21 protein-coding genes are annotated in these 21,421 nt (G+C 66.0%); 12 read left to right on the top strand and 9 right to left on the bottom strand.

Annotated elements, in window-relative coordinates; translation table 11 throughout:
- Positions 1-63: 63 nt before the first annotated feature.
- From K0O64_RS21630 to K0O64_RS21610, 5 genes are all read left to right on the top strand, one after another.
- Positions 64-1,458, top strand: coding sequence for a class I adenylate-forming enzyme family protein (locus K0O64_RS21630; protein ID WP_071949662.1), 1,395 nt, complete (start codon positions 64-66; stop codon positions 1,456-1,458).
- Complete coding sequence (locus tag K0O64_RS21625; RefSeq protein ID WP_071942503.1) at positions 1,436-2,341, top strand: acyl-CoA dehydrogenase family protein; 906 nt, start codon at positions 1,436-1,438, stop codon at positions 2,339-2,341. The genes K0O64_RS21630 and K0O64_RS21625 overlap by 23 nt, the downstream gene beginning before the upstream one ends.
- On the top strand, positions 2,328-3,416 hold the full coding sequence (locus K0O64_RS21620) for an acyl-CoA dehydrogenase family protein (RefSeq protein WP_071942505.1): 1,089 nt from the start codon (positions 2,328-2,330) through the stop codon (positions 3,414-3,416). The genes K0O64_RS21625 and K0O64_RS21620 overlap by 14 nt, the downstream gene beginning before the upstream one ends.
- A gap of 4 nt (positions 3,417-3,420) precedes the next feature.
- Positions 3,421-4,185 carry an enoyl-CoA hydratase/isomerase family protein gene (locus K0O64_RS21615; RefSeq protein WP_071942507.1) on the top strand — a complete coding sequence of 255 codons (765 nt, stop codon included), beginning with the start codon at positions 3,421-3,423 and terminating at the stop codon, positions 4,183-4,185.
- Between the two features lie 83 nt (positions 4,186-4,268).
- Entirely contained in the window at positions 4,269-5,468 is a 1,200-nt protein-coding gene (locus K0O64_RS21610) for an IS30 family transposase (RefSeq protein ID WP_071949663.1), read from the top strand.
- Between the two features lie 65 nt (positions 5,469-5,533).
- On the opposite strand, the gene K0O64_RS21605 is transcribed toward K0O64_RS21610, so the two are convergent.
- A complete protein-coding gene (locus tag K0O64_RS21605; RefSeq protein ID WP_071942509.1) occupies positions 5,534-6,298 on the bottom strand; it encodes an SDR family NAD(P)-dependent oxidoreductase in 765 nt (254 codons plus the stop codon).
- A 91-nt stretch (positions 6,299-6,389) separates the two neighbouring features.
- On the opposite strand from K0O64_RS21605, the gene K0O64_RS21600 reads away from it, so the two are divergent.
- Both K0O64_RS21600 and meaB read left to right on the top strand, forming a co-directional pair.
- Positions 6,390-7,541: a thiolase family protein gene (locus K0O64_RS21600; protein ID WP_071942511.1), complete on the top strand. Its 1,152-nt coding sequence runs from the start codon at positions 6,390-6,392 to the stop codon at positions 7,539-7,541.
- A 16-nt stretch (positions 7,542-7,557) separates the two neighbouring features.
- On the top strand, positions 7,558-8,439 hold the full coding sequence (meaB, locus tag K0O64_RS21595) for a methylmalonyl Co-A mutase-associated GTPase MeaB (protein WP_071942512.1): 882 nt from the start codon (positions 7,558-7,560) through the stop codon (positions 8,437-8,439).
- A 3-nt stretch (positions 8,440-8,442) separates the two neighbouring features.
- Here meaB and K0O64_RS21590 read toward each other — a convergent pair whose 3' ends face one another.
- From K0O64_RS21590 to K0O64_RS21555, 8 genes are all read right to left on the bottom strand, one after another.
- Complete coding sequence (locus K0O64_RS21590; RefSeq protein ID WP_096312031.1) at positions 8,443-9,099, bottom strand: TetR/AcrR family transcriptional regulator; 657 nt, start codon at positions 9,097-9,099, stop codon at positions 8,443-8,445.
- 160 nt (positions 9,100-9,259) lie between these two features.
- Entirely contained in the window at positions 9,260-10,030 is a 771-nt protein-coding gene (locus K0O64_RS21585) for an acyl-CoA dehydrogenase family protein (RefSeq protein WP_071949664.1), read from the bottom strand.
- Positions 10,031-10,054: 24 nt separating this feature from the next.
- Positions 10,055-11,170, bottom strand: a complete 1,116-nt coding sequence (locus tag K0O64_RS21580; RefSeq protein ID WP_425574838.1) for an acyl-CoA dehydrogenase family protein — start codon at positions 11,168-11,170, stop codon at positions 10,055-10,057.
- Between the two features lie 5 nt (positions 11,171-11,175).
- Positions 11,176-11,610: a nuclear transport factor 2 family protein gene (locus tag K0O64_RS21575; protein ID WP_071942518.1), complete on the bottom strand. Its 435-nt coding sequence runs from the start codon at positions 11,608-11,610 to the stop codon at positions 11,176-11,178.
- On the bottom strand, positions 11,591-12,808 hold the full coding sequence (locus K0O64_RS21570; RefSeq protein ID WP_071942520.1) for a metal-dependent hydrolase family protein: 1,218 nt from the start codon (positions 12,806-12,808) through the stop codon (positions 11,591-11,593). The genes K0O64_RS21575 and K0O64_RS21570 overlap by 20 nt, the downstream gene beginning before the upstream one ends.
- A 2-nt stretch (positions 12,809-12,810) precedes the next feature.
- Positions 12,811-13,140 (bottom strand): hypothetical protein, encoded by a 330-nt coding sequence (locus tag K0O64_RS21565; protein WP_071942522.1) that lies wholly within the window; start codon positions 13,138-13,140, stop codon positions 12,811-12,813.
- Positions 13,133-14,464, bottom strand: a complete 1,332-nt coding sequence (locus K0O64_RS21560; RefSeq protein ID WP_071942524.1) for an aromatic ring-hydroxylating oxygenase subunit alpha — start codon at positions 14,462-14,464, stop codon at positions 13,133-13,135. The genes K0O64_RS21565 and K0O64_RS21560 overlap by 8 nt, the downstream gene beginning before the upstream one ends.
- 4 nt (positions 14,465-14,468) lie before the next feature.
- Complete coding sequence (locus K0O64_RS21555) at positions 14,469-14,999, bottom strand: carboxymuconolactone decarboxylase family protein (RefSeq protein WP_071942526.1); 531 nt, start codon at positions 14,997-14,999, stop codon at positions 14,469-14,471.
- A 237-nt stretch (positions 15,000-15,236) separates the two neighbouring features.
- On the opposite strand from K0O64_RS21555, the gene K0O64_RS21550 reads away from it, so the two are divergent.
- The 5 genes from K0O64_RS21550 (at position 15,237) to K0O64_RS21530 (ending at position 21,384) form a co-directional block, all read left to right on the top strand.
- A complete protein-coding gene (locus K0O64_RS21550) occupies positions 15,237-16,532 on the top strand; it encodes an amidohydrolase family protein (RefSeq protein ID WP_071942528.1) in 1,296 nt (431 codons plus the stop codon).
- A 107-nt stretch (positions 16,533-16,639) separates the two neighbouring features.
- Entirely contained in the window at positions 16,640-17,806 is a 1,167-nt protein-coding gene (locus K0O64_RS21545) for an acyl-CoA dehydrogenase family protein (protein ID WP_071942530.1), read from the top strand.
- A 34-nt stretch (positions 17,807-17,840) separates the two neighbouring features.
- On the top strand, positions 17,841-19,055 hold the full coding sequence (locus K0O64_RS21540; RefSeq protein WP_071942532.1) for a CaiB/BaiF CoA transferase family protein: 1,215 nt from the start codon (positions 17,841-17,843) through the stop codon (positions 19,053-19,055).
- 32 nt (positions 19,056-19,087) lie between these two features.
- Positions 19,088-20,236, top strand: coding sequence for a thiolase family protein (locus K0O64_RS21535; RefSeq protein WP_071942534.1), 1,149 nt, complete (start codon positions 19,088-19,090; stop codon positions 20,234-20,236).
- Positions 20,236-21,384, top strand: a complete 1,149-nt coding sequence (locus tag K0O64_RS21530; protein WP_071949665.1) for an acyl-CoA dehydrogenase family protein — start codon at positions 20,236-20,238, stop codon at positions 21,382-21,384. Before K0O64_RS21535 ends, K0O64_RS21530 begins: the two co-directional genes overlap by 1 nt.
- Positions 21,385-21,421 lie beyond the last annotated feature (37 nt).

The raw sequence follows: 21,421 nt of genomic DNA, 5'->3' as shown, positions 1-21,421 counted from the left end.
TATGTTCTCGTTTGTTGACCTGTCGATGGGATTGTCACTGACCATGTGCGAGCGGACCGCGCGGTGAGCGACGTGAGAGTGCTTGCCTTCGAGGACCGCATCTACACACGATCTCAGGTCGATGCGTTGTCCGCCGGACTGGCCCGCACCCTCGAAAGCCGTGGCGTGCGAGCCGGCCAGCGCGTCGCCGTCATGTCGTCCAACCGGCCCGAGTTCATCTTCGCCGTGCAAGCCATCTGGCGCCTGGGCGCGTCGGCGGTGTTGATCAGCCCCGCCTGGAAGTCCACCGATGTCGGCCACGCGCTGGAGGTGTCGGGTGCCGACCATGCCGTGGGGGACAACCCGTTGCTGGCCGACCTGATGCCCATGTACGACCTCGACGAACCAATCACCCCGGCGGACCCCACCCCGATAGAGCATGCGAGCGACGCCGATGCCGTGCTGGTGTTCAGCTCGGGCACCACGGGCATGCCGAAAGCGGTGCGGCACACGCACGGTTCGCTGGCGGCGAGTATCCGGCACTGGCGCCACGCGCTGGGTCTTACGGCGGTCGACCGCATGCAGATCGTCACACCGCCGTCGCACATCCTCGGCCTGCTCAATATCGCCACCGTGCTCGACGCGGGTGCCTGGATGCGCCTGCACCGTCGGTTCGACATCGACACCATGCTGCAGACGATCCAGGACGACCGCATCACCGTCGAAATGGCCGTCGCGCCAATCGCATTGGCGATCGCGTCGCATCCGAAGCTCGAGACGTTCGACCTGTCCTCACTGCGCTACATCATGTGGTGCGCCACGCCGGTCACGGCCAGTGTGGCCGAAGCGGTGACCGAGCGGACCGGCGTCGGCTGGATCTCGGCGTACGGCACCAGCGAAGTGCCGGTCATCGCGTGTTGCCCGCGCGATGCGGCCCGCCTCGACACGGTCGGTCGGCCCATCCCGCCGGTGCGCATCGTGTCCACCGAGACCGGAGCGCCGGTCGAACCGGGCGCGGTCGGTGAGATCCAGGTGTGCTCCGATTCGGCGATGGCCGGTTACCTGCCCGAGGACGCCACCGCCGACGCGTTCGACGACGGCTGGTATCGCACCGGCGATATCGGCTACCTCGACGACGGCTGGCTGCGAATCACCGACCGGCTCAAGGAAATGATCAAGGTGCGAGGCTTCCAGGTCGCCCCGGCCGAGGTCGAGTCGGTGTTGCATGGTCACCCCGCCGTGCGCGACTGCGCGGTGTTCGGCGTGCCCGACGACGGGGACGGCGAGGCGGTCATCGCCGCGGTGGCGACCGCCGAGCCGGTCAGCGCCGACGAATTGGACGCCCTGATCGCCGAGAAGCTGGCGTCCTACAAGCGTCCCCGTGACATTGTTTTCGTGCCCGAAATCCCGCGCCTGCCATCGGGCAAGGCGTTGCGGCGAGTTCTCAAGGAGCAGTATGGACGCACGTCTGACCAGTGAGCAGCAGCAGCTGCGCGATGCCGCCGCCAAGCTGGCCGATGACTTCGGGCCGGGGTCCGTCGCGGACCTCGACGACGAGTCGCGACGAGCGCGGTTGGCCAAGACCGTCGACGCGACGGGCTGGCGATCGCTTCGTTCCGACGGTGCCAGCGGAGTCGAAGTGGCCTTGGTCGCAGAGGAATTCGCACGCGGTCTCGTCGACGTGCCGTTCCTCGGTCCGGTGCTCGCCGACGATCTCTACCGTCTACTCGAGGCCGAGCCGCAGCCGGCCACCATCGCGGTCGGTGACACGGTCATCGACGCCGACGGTGGGGACGCTGCAGTGCGGCTCACCGGGACTGCGGTGGAGTCCGTCGGCGTCGGCGCGGCCCGCGAGGCCGCCGATCTGACCCGCGTTACCGCCGTCGTCTCCGGTTCGTCGGACGCGCTCGGGGAGCTCACCGCCGAGCAGGCGCAGCGCTGGTATGCCCTCGCGCTGGCCGTCACGACGGCCGATCTGGTCGGCGCGGCACGCGGCACCCACACGCTGGCAACCGAATACGCGAAGGTGCGCGAGCAGTACGGCTCGGCCATCGGGTCGTACCAGGCGGTGGCGCACATGCTGGCTGAGGGCCTGGCCCTCATCGAGGGGTCGGTCAGTGTGCTGCGTCATGCCGCGTGGGCTGTCGACGAGCTGCCCGTGCACGAGGCGGTCGAGGCGGCGCGGGTCGCCAAGATCTATTGCGCGCGAGCGGCACTGGCGGTGTGTGAGATGTCGATCCAGGTGCACGGCGGGATCGGCAACACCTGGGAGTGCCTCGCTCATGTCTATCTGCGTCGGGTGCTGGCCGCCACGGAGGCCTGGCCAGTCAAGTTGGAGGAGTTGACCATTGGACTTTCGTGATTCACCGGACGAGGCCGCCTTCCGGGAGCGGCTGCGCGGCTGGTTGAAAGAACAGAAGGGCAAGTTCCCGACGTCCGGTGACGCCTACTGGGCCAAGGCGGGCGAGTGGCATCAGGCGCTGTACGCCGCCGGGTTCTTCGGCACGTCGTGGCCGCAAGAGTACGGCGGTCAGGGCTTGCCGACGGTGTTCGACGTGATCGTCGACGAGGAGATCGCCAAAGCCGGGGCGCCCGCGCGTCCGAGCCTGGGCTATCTGGTGGTGGGCCTGAGCCATCACGGCAGCGAGGAACTACGGCAACGCTTCCTGCCCGGCATGATCAACGGCACCGAGCGCTGGTGCCAAGGCTTTTCGGAGCCGGGCGCCGGCTCGGACCTCGCCTCGTTGACCACCACCGCGACCCGCGACGGCGACGAGTACATCATCAACGGGCACAAGATCTGGACCAGTTACTCCGATTGCGCCGACTGGTGCCTGGTGCTGGCACGCACCGACAAGGACGTACCCAAACACAAGGGCATCTCGGCGTTCATCGTCACGATGCACCAGCCGGGCATCGTGCAGCGGCCACTGAAGATGATCAGCGGTGTCACCAAAGAATTCGGTCAGGTGGAGTTCGACGGCGCCCGTGTTCCGGCCGCGAACATGGTGGGCGCGCCAGGCGACGGCTGGAAGCTGGCGATGACGGTGGTCAGTCACGAGCGCGAGCCGTCGACGCTGGGCTTCTCGGCACGCTACGGAAAGCTGGTGCGCCAGATGGCCTCCCGCGTGGACGGACCGGCCCCCGACGAACTCATCTGGGCGTGGGTGCAGACAGAGATGCTGCGCCTGCACGTGCGCCGGCGGCTGTCCGAGCAGCTCGACGGCATCAAGCACGGACCGGACGGGTCGCTGGACAAGCTGCTGATGACCTGGACCGAGCAGTCCGTCGGCCATGCCGCGCTGGCGACCGTCGGCACCGACGACGAGGAGCTGTTCGGCGCCTACCTCTACAGCCGCGCCCAGAGCGTCATGGGCGGCACGTCGCAGATTCAGAAGAACATCATCGCTGGACGAATTCTTGGACTGGGAGTTTAACGATATGTACGGAATGCCAGACGAAATCGACGTCACGGCCGACGGCCCGCTGCGCATCATCACGCTGAATCGCCCGGACGATCTCAATGCCGTCAATGACAACCTGCACGTCGGGCTCGCCAAGATCTGGGAGGCACTCAACGAGGACGCCTCCGCGCGGGCGGCCGTCATCACCGGTGCAGGCCGGGCATTCTCGGCAGGCGGTGACTTCAACTACCTCGACGAGCTCCGCAACGATGAGGCGTTGCGGCAGAAGACGATCAAGCACGGCCGTGATCTCGTCATCGGCATGGTCCGCTGCCGCATCCCGGTGATCGCGGCGGTCAACGGTCCGGCCGTCGGCCTGGGCTGCAGCCTGGCCGCGCTGTCCGACGTCGTGTACATAGCCGAGAACGCGTTCTTCGCCGATCCGCATGTGTCGATCGGCCTGGTCGCCGCCGACGGCGGCCCGCTGGTGTGGGGATCGCAGATCAGCCTGCTGCAAGCCAAGGAGTTCGCGCTGACCGGTGTACGCGTCAAGGCGCAGCGCGCGGTGGAGCTCGGCCTGGCGAATCATGTTGTCGCCGACCCGCTTTCGGAAGCAATCGCATGCGCGAAGAAGATCATCGAGCTGCCGCAGCAGGCGGTGGAGGCCACCAAGCGGCTGATGAACATGCAGCTGGAGAAGTCGGTGATGGCTTCGCTGGACTACGCCAACCTCGCCGAGTACGTCTCGTTCGGTACGGCCGACTTCAACAAGATCGTCGACGGGCTGATCGCCAAGAAGTAGATCGCGACAGTAACGCCACGGCGAGAATTCCGTCGGCAGGTTCATACGGTCAACGCATCATTGGTTGATTCGTGGAGGTCATCGTGCCGAGTGGTTATCCGCATCCGAGGTCGACCCGGCGGGAGTTGTTTGATCGGGTGTGCCAAGGCGAGCCGCTGATCCCGACGGCACGGCAGATGGGCGTGTCGACGACGGCAGCGTCGATGTGGTGGCGTGAGGCTGGGGCCATGACGATCCAGATCGGCGGACGCGGTCAGCGTGGTCTGCTCGAACCGGGCAACAAGATGCTGCCTGGCGGGCGTGGCCACCGACTCAGTGTGGAGGAACGGGTCGAGATCATGCGCGGCCGCGATGCTGGCCTGAGTGCGGCCAAGATCGCGGAGAAGCTCGGTCGTGACCGCACGACGATCTATCGCGAGATCCGCCGAAACCGCAACGATGACGGCGACTATCACGCCCTGATGGCTCACGCCCGTGCCGCACAGAAAGCCAAGCGGCCTAAAGCTTTCAAGCTCGAAGACCGTGCGTTGTGTAGAGCCATCGAGGGTTGGATGGATGACGGGTGGAGCCCGAAACTGATCGCCGAGGTGTTGGCGCGTGATCACGGCGATGACAGGCTGGCACGGGTGAGCCACGAAACGATCTATCAGTGCCTCTACGTCCAGGGCCGCGGTCAGCTGCGTGCTGACCTCAATAAGTGCCTGTCGACCAAACGCACCGCCCGCAAGCCCCGTGACCACAGCGAACGCCGCGGGAAGTTCAGCGACGTGATCACCATCAGCCAGCGTCCTGCCGTCGTCGAGGACCGTGCGGTGCCTGGGCACTGGGAAGGCGATCTCATCCTGGGCAGCCGCGGCACCAGCGCGATCGGGACGTTGGTGGAGCGCAGCACCCGGTTCACCATCCTGCTGCACCTACCGGCCGATCACACCGCTGATTCGGTGGCCACCGCGATGATCGAGGCGATGAACGACCTGCCCGCTCACCTACGCCGCAGCCTCACCTGGGACCGGGGTAGCGAAATGGCCGGCTGGCAGGACATCAGCCTGCAGCTACAGGCCCCGGTCTATTTCTGCGACCCGCATTCACCCTGGCAACGCGGCAGCAACGAGAACACCAATCGACTGCTGCGGTTCTGGTTTGAAAAGGGCACCGATCTCAGCGGCCACACCAAAGCTGACCTCAAACGAATCCAAGACAAACTCAACAGCCGACCCCGACCCACCCTCGACCTCGACACCCCAGCCCAACGCCTGGCCACTCTCATCAGCCAAGCCGCATGAACGTTGCACTGGCCACTTGACTTTGAGGTCCGGAATCCGCCGTGGCGTTACTGTCGGCGCGGGCGCTATTTCGGCGGGAAGCGCAGTGCCCCGTCCAGACGGATGGTTTCGCCGTTGAGGTAGTCGTTCTCGGCGATCGAGAGGGCCAGTTGCCCGTACTCGACCGAACGGCCCATCCGCTTGGGGAACGGCACCTGCGGACCCCAGTACGCCTCCAGCTGGTCGGCGGCCTTGCCGTAGGCGGGGGTGTTGATGGTGCCGGGCGCGATCGCCATCACCCGGATACCCAGCGGTGAAAGATCGCGTGCGGCAACCAGAGTCATGGCGACCACGCCGCCCTTGGCGGCGGAGTAGGGGAGCTGGCCGATCTGACCTTCGTACGCGGCGATCGATGCGGTGTTGATGATCACGCCGCGTGCGCCGTTCTCGTCGGGCTCCTGGCGCGCAATCGCGGCCGCGACGTGCCGCATCACGTTGAACACCGCGGTCAGGTAGAAGGTGATGGTCTTGGTGAACGCCTCCATCTCCATGGGGGAGCCGTCCTTGCCGACCAACCGGCCGCCGCCCGCCGGGCCGCCGTGGGTGTCGACCGAGATGCGCAGCGGGCCGAGTTCCTCGGCCGCGGCGATCGCGGCTTGGACGTCGTCGTCGCTGGTGACGTCGGTGCGGACGTAGGGGATGCCGAGCTCGGCGGCCAGTTCCTTGCCCTTGTCATCGGCGAGGTCGGCGATCACGACCTTGACGCCCGCCCCGTGCAGCTTGCGCACGGTGGCCTCGCCGAGGCCGCCCGCTCCACCGAAGACGACGGCGGAACTCCCACTGATCTGCATAGCGTTACCCTTCTTGCAACTGACGCTCTCTACTTGAGAGAATAGTATTCTCATACCGACTGAATTTGGTCAATCGCACGAGGAGAGATCTGTGCCCGAAGCCGTGATCGTGTCCGCATTGCGCACCCCTATCGGCACCGCCATGAAGGGCACGCTGCGCGACACCGACGCCTACCAGCTGGCCGACCACGTCGTGGGTGCGACGGTGGCCGAGCTCGACGAACATGTCGACCGCGCCGACATCGACGACGTCATCCTCGGTGAAGGCCTCTACGGCGGCGGGGTGGTCGCCCGGCACGCCGCGATTACGGCCGGCCTGACGTCGGTGCCCGGCGCGGCCGTCAACCGGCACTGCGCCGCGGGGCAGGCGGCCGTGCAGAGCGCCGCAGCCAGCATTCGCGCCGGCATGGACCGCCTCGTGATCGCCGGCGGGGTGAACTCGGCGTCGACGTCACCGCGGTTCAAGCGCCGCGCCGGGGAGGACATGGTCGACTGGTTCCCGCCGACCCACCCCGACCGCCCAGACGCGCCGAACATGGACATGTCCATCACGGTCGGGTGGAACGCCGCGGTGAAGGCGGGCGTGACGCGAGAAGAGATGGATGCCTGGGCATTGCGGTCACACCGCAACGCGATCGCGGCGATCGACGAGGGCCGATTCAAGCAAGAGATCGTCGCGATCGATACGCCGCACGGATTGTTCGACACCGACGAACACCCGCGCCGCGACACCAGCATGGAACGGCTGGCCGGCCTCAAGCCGCTGCATCCGGAGATCGAGGGCTTCTCGATCACCGCGGGAAATGCCTGCGGCGCCAACGACGCCGCGGCCGCCCTCGCGATCGCCAGCGAAGACCTGGGCCTGCCCGCGCTCGGCGTCATCCGGTCCTGGGCCTCGGTCGGCATCGACCCGGCCGAGACCGGTCTGGCCCCGGTGGCGGCAATCAAGAAAGCGCTTGGGCGGGCCGGTCTTTCGCTCGCCGACGTCGACCTGTTCGAAATCAACGAGGCGTTCGCCGCGATGTGTGTGGCCACCATCAAGCTCCTCGACATCGACCCCGAGCGGGTCAATGTCAGCGGCAGTGGGTGTTCGCTCGGGCATCCGGTGGCGGCCACCGGCGCGCGGATGCTGGTGACGCTGATCCACGAGCTGCGCCGTCGCGGTGGTGGGATCGCGGTCGCCGCGATGTGCGCCGGCGGCGGGATGGGTTCGGCGACGGTGATAGAGGTCGGCGGTTACTGAGCTAGCGTTGCGAGCCATGGACGTCGCCGAGCTGATCACCGCGGCCCGCGGCGGGAACACTCGTGCGGTCGGGCGTCTGCTGAGCCTGGTCGAAAGTGACCGCCGCGACGAGGTGCTGGCCGAGGTCGGTCCAACCGCTGTGCCGGTGGTCGGTATCACCGGGCCGCCCGGAGCCGGCAAGTCGACGACGATCGCGGTGCTCGCCGCGGCGTATCGCGAACGCGCGCAACGGGTCGCCGTGCTGGCCGTCGATCCGTCGTCGCCCTACAGCGGCGGCGCGCTGCTCGGTGACCGGATCAGGATGGCCCAGCACATCAACGACCCCGACGTGTTGATCCGGTCGGTGGCCACCCGCGGGCATCTGGGCGGCCTGGCCGCCGCCGTACCCGCCGCGATCCGCCTGCTCGGTGCGCTGGGCTATGACGTCGTCCTGCTGGAGAGCGTCGGCGTCGGGCAGTCGGAGATCGAGATCGCCGCGGTCGCCGACCCGACGATCGTGATCCTCAACCCGGGCGCCGGTGACGCCGTCCAGGCCGCAAAGGCCGGCCTGCTCGAGGTCGCCGACCTGGTGGTGGTGAACAAGGCCGACCGAGAGGGCGCCGCGCAGACCGTGCGTGACCTGAAGTTCGAGACGCACGTTCCGGTCCTGACGCTGGTCGCCGCCAAGGCCGAGGGGGTGGGGGAGCTGGTCGAGGCGATCGAGGCCCATCGGCGGGCCGACACCCCGGAGCGGCGCGCCGCACGGGCCCGTGCGCAAGTGTTGTCACTGGCGCAGAGCCGGCTGCACCGGCATCCCGATCTCGACGCTTTGGCACAGGCGGTCGCCGACGGCAGCCGCGATCCGTACAGCGCTGCGGAAGCGCTTATCGCACAACAAGTTTCGTCGGTCGAGCCGTAACGCTTACTTGCGGGCGAAGCCCTGGGAGCAGAAGGTCCACACCTCGTCGCCGCTGATCGGTGTGTGGACGTTCTCCTCGTCCTCCACCGAGCTGGACTGGGCGATGAACATGATGGTCTGCATCGTCATCGCCGCGATCCGGCGCGGGTTGGCATCTTCCCGCAGTTCACCCGCCTCCGCAGCCTCGATCATCAGTTCGGCGAACAGCGCCACCAGCGGTGCGTGAGCCACCTTGACCTCGTTGGGGTGCGAGATCAGCAGCTGCGGGGCGAAGTCGGTGAACAGTGGCCGCCGGGCGGTCGGGTCCGGCCGGGACAGTTCGAAGAGCAGGGTGACGGCCACCTTGAGGCGGTCCAGCGGGTCGTCCTGAGCCGACGTCGCGGCGCGGATCTGATCGGCGGCCCGGCTCAGGGCATCCTCGAACAGCGCCAGCAGCAGCTCGTGCTTACCGTCGAACTGCAGGTAGAAGCTGCGCAGTGACTGGCGGGAGCGGTCGACGACCTCCTGCACGGTGAAGTCGGTGCTGCCCTTTTCGGTGATGATGGCCTGTGCGGCATCCAGGAATCGCTGCACGCGCTGCCCGGCGCGCACCTTAGCGGTCCGGATGGACCGCTCGACGGCGCGCTGCTTCCAGGCAGGTTCCTCGCTCGGGCTGTTCACTGCCGGGCTCGAGACGAGCAGATGCGGTTTCGGATGTAGCTCACGGTAAGAGAGTACTACTCTCAGCGACGAGAATTATGTTCTCAACACAATACGAACCCAAAATTTTTGTTCCGCACAGTCTAAAGGGTGACCAGCGCATTCGCCGCCATGGCGTTCGTCACAGGTTTCCCAGCCGGGGCGCATGCCCCAGCGACCGGATGGTGGCACCCGCTTCGCGGGTCAGATCGCGCGCCGATCCGAGCAGGCCGTCCAGCACGAACACGCGCTTCACGTGCCGGTGCAGGTCATGCTCATCGGTGAAGCCGATACCGCCGAGCACCTGCTGACAGTGCTTGGCAGCGGTCAGCGCAGCCTGGCCGGCGGCCGCCTTGCCCAGCAGACACCCGAAGTCGTCGGTGGCCATCAGCAGAGTGGCCTCCGCGCCCTCGACGGCGACGAGCGTCTCGGCGAGCCGGTGGCGCACGGCCTGGAACGACCCGATCGGCCGGCCGAACTGAACACGGTCCACGGCGTGCTGGCGCGCCAGCGCCAGCATCGCGCGCGCCGACCCCACCAGCCACCAGGCGAGCGCGAGTCGACCCTTGGCCAGCGGAATGTCGGTCCCGGCGTCGGTGGCGTGGACGGGAAGCTCGGGATCCATCGCCGACTGCACGCCGTCGGTGCGCTCCCAGGTCACCCAGCGGCCGCCGGTATACGGCAGCGCGATCGTGCCGCCGGGTTGACTGCCTGCCGCGGCGAGCACCACGTCATTGATCACCCCGGCGTGCGTACCAGTCTCACCCAGCAGGCGGAACACCAAACCCGTTGCCTCGTCCGGGATCTCCTCCAGCATCTCCAGCCAGCCGAGATCGCTCAGGACATCCTCGATATTGGGAGAGCCGGCTGTCGCGGCCGCGCTCATCGACTTCTCGAGCGTGTCGGCCAGCATTCCCAGTTCGCCGTCTTCCACGTCTCACTCCTTCCCGAGGTCGAGGAGCCGGCGGGCGATGATGTTGCGCTGGATTTCCGCGGTACCGCCGTAGATGGTGGCCGAGCGCGAGTACAGGAACTCCGAACGCCAGGGCGTCTCATCGAGTTCGAGCACCCCCGGCATCACATCGCGTGCCGTGTCATAGAGGCGCTGCTCGGCGCCGGCCAGCAGCACCTTGTCGATCGATGTCTCCGGGCCCAGCTTGGCGCCTTCGGCGAAGCGGTGCTGGGTGCCCGCTGACCGGCAGCGCACGGTGTGCAGGGCGAGGAAAGCCGCGCCGAGCTCGGCGTCGCCCGCGTCCGTCTCGTCGGCGATCAGCCGGTCGAGCCGGGTGAACAGGTAGGAGATCCGCTGCCAGAAGCACGTCGAACGCTCGAACGGCAGCAGGTCGTTGGCCAGCCGCCAGCCGTCGCCGGGATTGCCGAGCATGCGCTCGGCAGGGACCACGACGTCGTCGAAGTACACCTCGCAGAATTCGTCGACGCCGTGCATGGTGTGCAGCGGCCGCACCGTGATGCCGGGCGAATCCATGTCGATGAAGAACGCGGTGATGCCCTGGTGCTTGGGTGTGTCCGGCGTGCCGGTACGGGTGAGTAGCACGCAGCGTTTGGAGAACTGGGCGAAGCTGGTCCACACCTTCTGGCCGTTGATCACCCACTCGTCGCCGCGCTGGGTGGCCTTGGTGCTCAACGACGCCAGGTCACTGCCCGAGCCGGGCTCGGAAAAACCCTGACACCAGTGCTCTTCGCCGCGCAGATAGCGCGGCACCATCTCGGCGGCGAGCTCCGGGCGGGCGTACGAGATCATGGTCGGCACAAGGACTTCCATCATCGAGTACGGGCCCGGCTCGGCGATGTTACGGCCGAGCACCTCTTCGGCGACGATCATCCGCATGATCACCGAGCCGCCCAGACCGCCGACCTCTTCGGGCCAGCCGTACCGCATCCATCCGGCGTCGTAGAGGGCGCGACGCACGCGGCTCATCTGCTCGATGTGCGCATCCAGCGAATGGTCCGGGCCTGGGCTCAGATCGTTCTTGTCGAGCCAGGCACGCAGATCGGCGCGGAATTCGTCTGCCGTCGTGCCGGATTCGGCCACCGTGGTCATCCGCCGGCCGGCCGGCCGATCGCGTGCGGACGGCCCGAATCGTGCACACCGGTGCGCCGGATGAAGGTCATGGCCCGGGTGTTGAGCCGCCAGCCCTTATCGGTCCGCAGGTAGGTGTCGCGGTAGTAACCGATGCGCATGTCGTGCGCGGAGTGCTCGATGAAGCACAGCGGCTGGGTGCCGGTGGCCTTGTCGGGGTCGTTCTCGTCGAACTCGACCAGCGACTCGCCGGTCATGAACAAACCCTTGGGTGCGGCATCGACGAGCTCGGGAAACCGCCCCAGCGAATAGGTTTCGCCGAAGGCACTGTAGGTGCCGTCCTCGGTGAAGACCTTGACCAGGTTCTCGACATCCAGCTGAGTGATGGTCACCGCGTAGCGGGCGAGCAGCTGCTGAATCTCGACGATGTCGTCAGTCCGCTTTGTTGACATAAACTTTCCCGCCCTTCATGACGAAGCTGACGTTCTGGGTAACGGTGATGTCGGACAACGGATCACCGGGCACGGCGATGATATCGGCAAGTAAGCCCTCGGCGATCCGGCCCCGGTCGGTCGCGTCGATCAGGTCGGCCCCGACGACGGTGGCCGCCCGCAGCACCGCGGCCGGCGGCATTCCCCATTCCACCAGGGTCACCAGCTCGTCGGCGTTCTTGCCGTGCGGGATGGCGGGGGCGTCGGTGCCGACGGCGATCTTCACCCCGGCCTCGTAGGCCGCCTTGATCGACGTCTCCGCCTTCGGGAACATCTCGGCTGCCTTGTCCTGCAGCACCTTCGGTGCGTGCGAGACGTCCATCGCCTGGGCCAGTCGTCGAGTGGTCACCAGGAACCGGTCGTTGTCGACCAGCATCTGGATGGCCTCGTCGTCCATCAGGAAGCCGTGCTCGATGCAGTCGATACCGCATGCCACCGCATGCTTGACGGCCTCGGCGCCGTGGGTGTGTGCGGCGACGCGCAATCCGCGCCGGTGCGCCTCGTCGACGATCACACGCAGCTCTTCGTCCGAATAGTGCTGCGCGCCAGCTTCACCCGTCAGCGACATCACGCCGCCCGAGCAGCACACCTTGATCAGCTGGGCGCCGTGCTTGATCTGGTAGCGCACTGCCTTGCGGATCTCGTCGACCCCGTTGGCGATGCCCTCCTCGATGGTCAGCTCGAGCACACCGGGCATGAACGCCGCGAACATCGTGGGATCCAGATGTCCGCCGGTCGGGGTGATCGCGTGTCCGGCAGGCACGATGCGCGGACCCTCGATCCAGCCCGCGTCGATGGCCTTGCCCAGTGCGACGTCGAGCAGGTAGCCGCCGGTCTTGACGAACAGGCCGAGGTTGCGCACCGTGGTGAACCCCGCCCGCAGCGTGCGGCGGGCGTTGCCGACCGCACGCAACACCCGGGTGGGCGGGTCGTCCTGAACCTGGGAAAGGCCGGGGTTTTCACCCCGGCCACCCATGAGGAGGTTGACCTCCATGTCCATCAGACCCGGCAGCAGGATGGCATCCCCGAGATCGACGATCTCGCCCTCGGGGGTGCCTCCGACAGAAACGATCCGGTCGCCGTCGACCTTCACGATGCCGGGGCGGACGATCTCGCCCGCGTCGACGTCGACGTACCCGGCAGCCTTCAGGGTCAGCACGCTCAGACCACCGGCTCCTTGATCAGATTGATATAGGCGGCACCGCTGTCGAGCACGCGGGGCTGCTTCCACACCTCGACCGGGAAGCTGACCTGAACGATCGACTGTCCTAGATGTACCAGAGCTTTGGCGTCTTCCGGCATGCTCTTGAGCGGAAAGCGGGCGTCGACGTAGACCATGATGTCTTCCAGCCGCGCCATGCCGGCGTCGTAGAGCTCCTGCATCTCTTCCATCGAGGAGTTGAGGCGCTTCTGGTAACGCTCTTCCTCGGTCGGAAGGCACCAGTCGCTGAAGCGCTCCAGGTCGGCGAATTCTTCTGGCAGCTTAGACATTTGCGTCTTCCTTCGCAGGCTTAGCGGCAGCTGAGCCGTTCCCGTTTCCGTTTGCCAATGATTCTTTGTACCGGTCGACGTACTTGTGGGCGGTGTGGTGCAGGTGGCGCAACAAGATTTCCTGGTCACACAGCGGGAAGTCGAGCACGGCGCGGGTGCCGATCTGCGTCTGCGTGGCTTCGAGGGTGTTGGCGTCCTGGAACGCGTACTCCTTGAACGTCACCGCGGCCAATTCCTGGGAGAGCCGCTCGCGCAGGTTCTTCGGCGGCACGAAGTACAGGTCGGCCTCGAAGATGTGCGAGTCGACTCCGGTCGGCCAGTAGTTGTAGGTCAGGTACCAGCCCGGTGCCCAGAACAGCAGCGTGAAGTTCGGGAAGAACTCGAACGAGTCCTGGCCCCACGTCGCGTGCCGGCCCGGGTTGATCGCGGGCGGCAACTCGTCGGGCAGGATGCCCTTGATGTCGGGGCGGTCCCACGGCCCGAACAGACCGCTGTGCAGGATCCGCTCGATGGGCTTGACCATCTTCAGGTCCTTCGGCGGACTCATGCCGCCCCAGGACGAGATCATCGAGTGATCGCCCTTGATGTCGTAATGCAGCGCCTCGAAGCCGAACTTGGCGAGCTTCTCGGCTTCTTCCTTCTCCGCCTGCTTCATGTGCAGGATCGGCGCGTGGTAGAACTCGACGAACGCGTCGATGAACAGCTTCCAGTTCGAGTTGACCGTGGCGCGGTAGCTGTAGTGCTCGGTCATCTCATGGAAGGGGTAACCCTTCAGGCCCTGGCCGAACTCGCCGAGGTACTCCTCGAGCGAGACCGCGTTGTCGTCGAAGTTGACGAAGATGAAGCCTTCCCACACCTCGCAGCGGACCGGCTTGAGCGGGTAGTCGGCCTTGTCGACGTCGAAGAACTCCTGCTCCTGCTGAATGAAGGTCAGGTTGCCCTGGAGGTCGTAGCGCCAGGCGTGGTACTTGCACACGAACTGACGGCAGCTGCCCGAAACTTCTTCGCCCGGGTAGTCATTCCACACCAGCTTGTTGCCGCGATGCCGGCACAGGTTGTAGAAGGCGCGGACCTGCTCACCGTCGTTGACGATGATGATCGACGTGCCGGGGCCGACCGACGGAAGCTCGCGGGTGATGTAGCTGCCCTTCTTGGGGATCAGCTCCACGCGGCCCATCTGCAGCCAGGTCTTGCGGAAGATGGCCTGCTGCTCCAACTTCCAGTGCTCGGGATCAATCGAGTCCTCGTAGTTGACCGGAGCGGTGCCGAGTTCCGGCCAGTTCTCAGTCCAGCTGCCGACATCCGGCTTCTTGAAAAATGCCACGTACTTACCTTTCGTTCTCGAGCTGTACGCCGAAAGTGTTGAACGCCATGGCCAACATGCCGTAGGCGCCGACGGTGAAGACGAAGTCCATGCGCTGACGCTCGGTGAGGTGCTCGCCGAGCTCGGCCCAGGTTTCGTCGGTGAGATTCGATTTGTCCTCGAGTTCATCGGTGGCCCGCACGACCAGCCGGTCGAGCTCGTCGTTGGCCTCGCCGTTGCGAATGGCTTCGACATCGGCGTCGGTCAGCCCTTCGGCCTTGGCCATCTCGACGTGGTGCTCCCACTCGTAGGTGCAGTCCCGGCGATGCGCCACCCGCAGGACCGCCACCTCGCGCAGCCGGGCCGGCAGTGTCGAGCGGAACAGCAGATAGACGTTGAAGCCGAGGTATGCCTTAGTGAGGTCGGGATGGCGAACGAGCGTGGACAGCGCCGTGCCGGCACCCTCGGGGTTCTGCCGATCGCGGGGGAGCATGCCCTTGAGTGCGAGCTGCACCTCGTCGTCCCACTCGTCCGCTGGTAGCGGTGTCAGGCGCATCGGTAACCCCCTCTCAAGGTGGAGAATCTCATTCTCATATCCGGATAACAGGTTTCCATGAACTTGCCGGAAGGTCAATCCCCGCACGTGAGCTGGGCGGAAAATTCGAGGTCGCACCGGCCTGTTGGGGGGTCAGCCTACCGCCCACACTCGCCGGTAAGGCGATTACCGGATGTTGATTCTCGCGGAATGAGAAGCTAGTTTTCATTAGAGAGGTCTGCGACGAGAGGTACTGCCATGCGTAAAGAGGACATGATCCTGATCAGCGTCGACGACCACATTGTCGAGCCGCCCGATATGTTCAAAAACCACTTGTCGAGGAAGTACATCGACGAGGCTCCTCGGCTGGTGCACAACCCTGATGGGTCGGACTGCTGGCAGTTCCGGGACGTGGTCATCCCGAATGTTGCGTTGAATGCTGTCGCTGGTCGGCCGAAGGAGGAGTACGGGTTGGAGCCGCAGGGTCTCGATGAGATCCGGCCGGGCTGCTACAACGTCGATGAACGTGTGAAGGATATGAACGCCGGGGGCATCCTGGGGTCGATGTGTTTCCCGTCGTTCCCCGGTTTCGCCGGCCGGTTGTTCGCCACCGAGGACCCGGAGTTCTCGCTGGCGTTGGTGCAGGCCTACAACGACTGGCATGTCGAGGAATGGTGCGGGGCCTATCCGGCGCGGTTCATTCCGATGACGCTGCCGGTGATCTGGGACCCGGTGGCCTGCGCCGCGGAGATCCGGCGCAACGCCGCCCGCGGCGTGCACTCGCTGACGTTCACCGAAAACCCGGCCGCCATGGGCTATCCCAGTTTCCACGACTTCGAGCACTGGAAGCCGATGTGGGACGCGCTGGTCGACACCGACACCGTGCTCAACGTCCATATCGGTTCCTCGGGACGGCTGGCGATCACCGCCCCGGACGCGCCGATGGACGTGATGATCACCCTGCAGCCGATGAACATCGTCCAAGCTGCCGCCGACCTGTTGTGGTCACGCCCGATCAAGGAATACCCCGACCTCAAGATCGCTTTGAGTGAGGGCGGCACCGGCTGGATCCCGTATTTCCTCGAGCGTGCCGATCGCACCTTCGAGATGCACTCGACCTGGACCGGGCAGGACTTCAAGGGCAAGAAACCATCAGAGGTGTTCCGCGATCACTTCCTGACCTGTTTCATCTCCGATCACGTCGGGGTGCAACTGCGCAACGACGTCGGCATCGACAACATCTGCTGGGAAGCCGACTACCCCCACTCCGATTCGATGTGGCCCGGCGCCCCCGAACAACTCGACGAGGTCCTGCGCGAGCACAATGTGCCCGACGACGAGATCAACAAGATGACCTACGAGAACGCGATGCGCTGGTACCACTGGGACCCGTTCACGCATATCTCCAAGGAGCAGGCCACGATCGGCGCGCTGCGCAAGGCAGCCGAAGGACACGACGTCTCCATCCAGGCGCTGTCGAAGAAGGAGAAGACCGGCGCCAACTTCGCCGACTTCGCAGCGAATGCCAAGGAGCTGTCCGGCAATAAGGACTGAACAAGTCCGCGACAGCCACAAGGCGCCGGTGCGCACGGTCCACATCGCACCGGTGCCTTTGGCTGTGTACTGATTTTGAGTAGAGGAGTGTGGGTGTGTCTTCAGGTATGAGCTTCGAACTGACCGAAGATCAGGAACTGATCCGGAAGTCGGTGCGCGAGCTGGCATCACGCTTCGACGACCACTACTGGATGGAAAAGGACCAGGGGCACGAATTCCCCCAAGAGTTCTACGACGCCATCGCCGGTGGCGGCTGGCTCGGCATGACCATCCCCGAGGAGTACGGCGGCCACGGCCTCGGCATCACCGAGGCGACCATCCTGGCCGAGGAGGTCGCCCGCTCCGGTGGCGGCATGAACGCCGCGAGTTCCATCCACATGTCGATCTTTGGCATGCAGCCGGTGGTGGTGTTCGGATCCGATGAGATGAAGGCCGCCACGCTGCCGCGGATTGTCAACGGCGACCTGCACGTCTGCTTCGGTGTCACCGAACCCGGTGCCGGACTTGATACCTCGCGCATCACGACATTCGCCAAGCGGGACGGTGACCATTACGTCGTCAACGGCCGCAAGGTGTGGATCTCCAAGGCGCTGGAGTCCGAGAAGATCCTGCTGCTGACCCGGACCACTCCCCGCGAAGAGGCGGCCAAGCCGACCGATGGTCTTTCCCTGTTTCTCACCGACATCGACCGCGACCACGTCGACATCCGGCCCATCAAGAAGATGGGGCGCAACGCCGTCAGCTCCAACGAGGTGTTCATCGACGATCTGCGGATCCCGGTGTCCGACCGCATCGGCGAAGAGGGCAAGGGCTTCTCGTACATCCTGCACGGACTCAACCCGGAGCGGATGCTGATCGCCGCCGAGGCCCTGGGCATCGGCCGGGTGGCGCTGGACCGAGCGGTCAAGTATGCCAACGAGCGGGTGGTGTTCGACCGGCCGATCGGGATGAACCAGGGCATCCAGTTCCCGCTGGCGGACTCGCTGGCGCGCCTCGACGCCGCCGAACTGATCCTGCGCAAGGCGACCTGGCTCTACGACAACGGCAAGTCGTGCGGACGGGAAGCCAATATGGCCAAGTACCTGTGCGCGGATGCCGGGTTCGCAGCGGCCGACCGTGCGCTGCAGACCCACGGCGGCATGGGCTATTCCGAGGAGTACCACATCTCCCGCTTCTTCCGGGAGTCGCGCCTGATGAAGATCGCGCCGGTCAGCCAGGAGATGATTCTGAACTTCCTCGGCGCGAACGTGCTCGGCCTGCCCAAGAGCTACTAGTGGCTCGCGCTGTGGCCGACCGTATGGTGATCTGATGACTTCTGCGCAAGGACCGGCAGCACCGCTGGCCGGTATCACTGTCGTGGCGTTGGAGCAGGCCGTCGCGGCACCGATGTGCACGCGCGTCCTGGCCGACTTCGGCGCCCGAGTGATCAAGGTCGAGAACCCGGCCGGCGGCGACTTCGCCCGCCATTACGACGACGTCGTCAACGGCCCGGGTGGCCTCGCGGCGCATTTCGTGTGGGCCAACCGCAACAAGGAATCGATCGCACTGGACCTCAAATCGGCGCAGGGGCTGGAGATCCTGCACCGGTTGCTCGATCGCGCCGACGCTCTGGTGTCCAATCTCGCACCGGGATCAACTGCGCGACTGGGTATTTCACCCGACCAGCTGCGCGAACGGCACCCAGACGTGATCGCCGTCGAGATCGACGGTTACGGGACGGGCGGCCCGCTGTCGAACAAGCGCGCCTACGACTTGTTGGCGCAGTCGGAGTCCGGATCCTGCGCGGTCACCGGCTATCCGGGCATGCCGGCCAAGCCGGGCCCACCGATCGCCGACATCTCCACCGGGCTGTACTCGGCGTTGTCGATCATGGCGCTGTTGCTATCCCGCGACAGCCGGGAGCGGCGCGGCGCGGCGGTGAACGTCAGCCTGTTCGACACCATGATGGACCTGATGGGCTATCCGCTGACCTACGCTCAGCATTCCGGAATCGACCAGCAGCCGCTGGGAATGAACTCCCCGGCGGTCGCGCCGTACGGCTCCTTCTCGACCGCCGACAATCAGACGGTGGTGCTCGGCACCACCAACGATCGCGAGTGGCAACGGCTCGCGCGCGACATCATCGAGCGGCCCGACCTGGCCGACGACCCGCGGTACGCCACCAACTCCGATCGCTGCAGCCACCGCGAAGAACTCAACGAGGCCATCCAAAGCTGGTGTGCCCGGCACGATCTCGCGCATATCCAGAAGACCGCCGACGCTGCGGGCATCGGTAATGCCCGCTACAATCTGCCCAGCGAGGTGCTGGCTCACCCGCAGTTGTCCGATCGGGACCGCTGGCGGACCGTGCAGACCACAGCCGGCCCGATCCAGGCCATCCTGCCGCCGCCGATCATCGAGGACTATGAGCAGCCGATGGGTCCGGTGCCCGGTCTCGGTGAGCACACCGATGCGCTGCTGGCCGAATTGGGCTTGTCGGACAACGAGATCGGCATCCTGCGCGAGCAGGGTGCCGTCGCATGAACAGATTTCAGAACTAAGGAGCAGGAGCAGCCATGCGGGAAACGGTGATCGTCGAGGCGGTGCGCACTCCGGTCGGCAAGCGAAACGGCGGACTGTCCGGCATGCACGCTGCCGACCTGTCGGGATTGGTGTTGAATGCGCTCGCCGAGCGCACCGGCCTGGACCCGGCGACGGTCGACGACGTGGTGTGGGGCTGCGTGTCCCAAGTCGGTGATCAATCGAGCAATATCGGCCGGTTCTCCGTGCTCGCCGCCGGCTGGCCGGAATCCATTCCGGGAACCACCGTGAACCGGGCCTGCGGATCCAGCCAGCAGGCACTGGATTTCGCCGCGCAGGCGGTGATGTCCGGCCAGCAGGACGTGGTGGTAGCCGGCGGTGTCGAGGTGATGAGCCGGGTTCCGCTCGGGTCGGCGCGCGCGACCGGAATGCCCTACGGCCCCAAAGTGCTCGCGCGTTACGACGACTTCTCGTTCAATCAGGGCATCTCGGCGGAGATGATCGCCGAGAAGTGGGGATTCTCGCGCACCGCCCTCGACGAGTTCTCCGCGCGCAGTCACGAACTCGCCGCGGCCGCACAGGATCGCGGGGCGTTCGACGATCAGATCGTCCCCATCACCACCGAGGGCGGTGTGGTCAGCGCCGACGAGGGCATCCGCCGCGGCACTACCGTCGAGAAGCTGGCCGCCCTCAAGCCGGCGTTCACCGAGGACGGTGTCATCCACGCGGGCAACTCCTCGCAGATCTCCGACGGCGCCGCCGCGCTGCTGGTGACCACCGCGGAATACGCTGCGGCACAAGGATGGCGGCCATTGGCGCGGTATGTCGCCGGTGCCGTTGCCGGCGCCAACCCGGTGATGATGCTGACGGGCCCGATTCCGGCAACCGAGAAGGTGCTGGCCAAGACCGGCCTCGGCATCGACGACATCGGCGTCTTCGAGGTCAACGAGGCGTTCGCACCGGTGCCGATGGCCTGGCAGGCCGATCTGGGTGCCAAGGCCGATCGGCTGAACCCGCTCGGTGGCGCGATCGCGCTGGGCCACCCCCTGGGAGGCTCGGGGGCGGTGCTCATGACCCGCATGCTGTACCACATGCGCGACAACGGAATTCGTTACGGACTGCAGACGATGTGTGAGGGCGGCGGCACCGCCAACGCCACCGTCGTCGAGCTGATCGGCGTGTGATGCGCCGCGATCTGTTCACCGAAGATCACGAGGCATTCCGCGAACTCGCTCGCGACTTCATCGAGAAGGAGGTCGTGCCCGCCTACCCGCAGTGGGAGAAGGCGGGCCGGATGCCGCGCGAGACGTTCGCCAAACTGGGCGAAACCGGGATCATGGGGATCACCCTGCCCGAGGAGTACGGCGGTGGCGGGCAGGACGACTACCGCTACAACGTGGTGCTGCAGGAAGAGGCGGCCCGCGCCCTGGTGACGCTGTCGACGGTGCGCACCCAGCTCGAGGTGATCCTGCCGTACTTCCTGCACTACGCGAACGACGAACAGCGCGCCCGCTGGTTCCCGGGGCTCGCGGCCGGGACACTGCTGACCGCGGTCGCGATGACCGAGCCGGGCACCGGCTCGGATCTGGCGGGGGTGCGCACGACCGCGGTGCGCGACGGTGACGACTACATCGTCAACGGCGCAAAGACTTTCATCACCGGTGGCATGCAGGCCGATCTGGTGGTCGTGGTGGCGCGCACCTCCACCGATCCCGACAACCGTCGCGCAGGACTGACTCTGCTGGTCGTCGAGGACGGGATGCCGGGCTTCACCCGCGGCCGGGAACTCGAGAAGATGGGCTGCAAGGTGCAGGACACCGCGGAGCTGTCGTTCGTCGACGTGCGGGTGCCTGCCGCCAACGTGCTGGGGGAGGAGGGCCAGGCCTTCAGCTACCTGGGGCACAACCTCGCGCAGGAACGGCTCACCGTCGCGGTCGGTTCCGTCGCCCAGGCCCGCTCGGCGATCGCCGCGGCCATCGACTACACGCAGAGCCGCAAGGCGTTCGGCACGCCCGTCGCCTCATTTCAGAACACCAAGTTCGAACTCGCTGCCTGCTCGACGGAGGTGGAGGCCGCCCAGGCCATGCTCGACCGGGCAGTGAGCCTGCACGTCGAGGGTGAGCTCAGCGGCGCCGATGCGGCACGGGTCAAGCTGTTCTGCACCGAGATGCAGCAGCGGGTGATCGATCGCTGCCTGCAGCTCTTCGGCGGCTACGGCTACATGATGGAGTATCCGATCGCCCGGCTGTACACCGATGCTCGCGTGGCTCGGATCTACGCCGGAACCAGCGAGGTGATGAAGGTGATCATCGCCAAGTCGCTGGGGCTGTAGCAGCCCGTCGACACCTCGATCTGGAACCCGCGAATAA

This window comes from Mycolicibacterium pallens, assembly GCF_019456675.1.
Taxonomy (GTDB): domain Bacteria; phylum Actinomycetota; class Actinomycetes; order Mycobacteriales; family Mycobacteriaceae; genus Mycobacterium; species Mycobacterium crocinum.
This window is presented reverse-complemented; position numbering and strand designations above follow the sequence as displayed.

Coding starts and splice junctions, on each gene's coding strand:
- K0O64_RS21550 (WP_071942528.1), top strand. CDS start 15,237: ATGCGTAAAGAGGACATGATCCTGATCAGCGTCGACGACCACATTGTC.
- K0O64_RS21625 (WP_071942503.1), top strand. CDS start 1,436: ATGGACGCACGTCTGACCAGTGAGCAGCAGCAGCTGCGCGATGCCGCC.
- meaB (WP_071942512.1), top strand. CDS start 7,558: ATGGACGTCGCCGAGCTGATCACCGCGGCCCGCGGCGGGAACACTCGT.
- K0O64_RS21545 (WP_071942530.1), top strand. CDS start 16,640: ATGAGCTTCGAACTGACCGAAGATCAGGAACTGATCCGGAAGTCGGTG.
- K0O64_RS21575 (WP_071942518.1), bottom strand. CDS start 11,610: ATGTCAACAAAGCGGACTGACGACATCGTCGAGATTCAGCAGCTGCTC.
- K0O64_RS21535 (WP_071942534.1), top strand. CDS start 19,088: ATGCGGGAAACGGTGATCGTCGAGGCGGTGCGCACTCCGGTCGGCAAG.
- K0O64_RS21585 (WP_071949664.1), bottom strand. CDS start 10,030: ATGCTGGCCGACACGCTCGAGAAGTCGATGAGCGCGGCCGCGACAGCC.
- K0O64_RS21615 (WP_071942507.1), top strand. CDS start 3,421: ATGTACGGAATGCCAGACGAAATCGACGTCACGGCCGACGGCCCGCTG.
- K0O64_RS21555 (WP_071942526.1), bottom strand. CDS start 14,999: ATGCGCCTGACACCGCTACCAGCGGACGAGTGGGACGACGAGGTGCAG.
- K0O64_RS21540 (WP_071942532.1), top strand. CDS start 17,841: ATGACTTCTGCGCAAGGACCGGCAGCACCGCTGGCCGGTATCACTGTC.
- K0O64_RS21605 (WP_071942509.1), bottom strand. CDS start 6,298: ATGCAGATCAGTGGGAGTTCCGCCGTCGTCTTCGGTGGAGCGGGCGGC.
- K0O64_RS21530 (WP_071949665.1), top strand. CDS start 20,236: ATGCGCCGCGATCTGTTCACCGAAGATCACGAGGCATTCCGCGAACTC.
- K0O64_RS21565 (WP_071942522.1), bottom strand. CDS start 13,140: ATGTCTAAGCTGCCAGAAGAATTCGCCGACCTGGAGCGCTTCAGCGAC.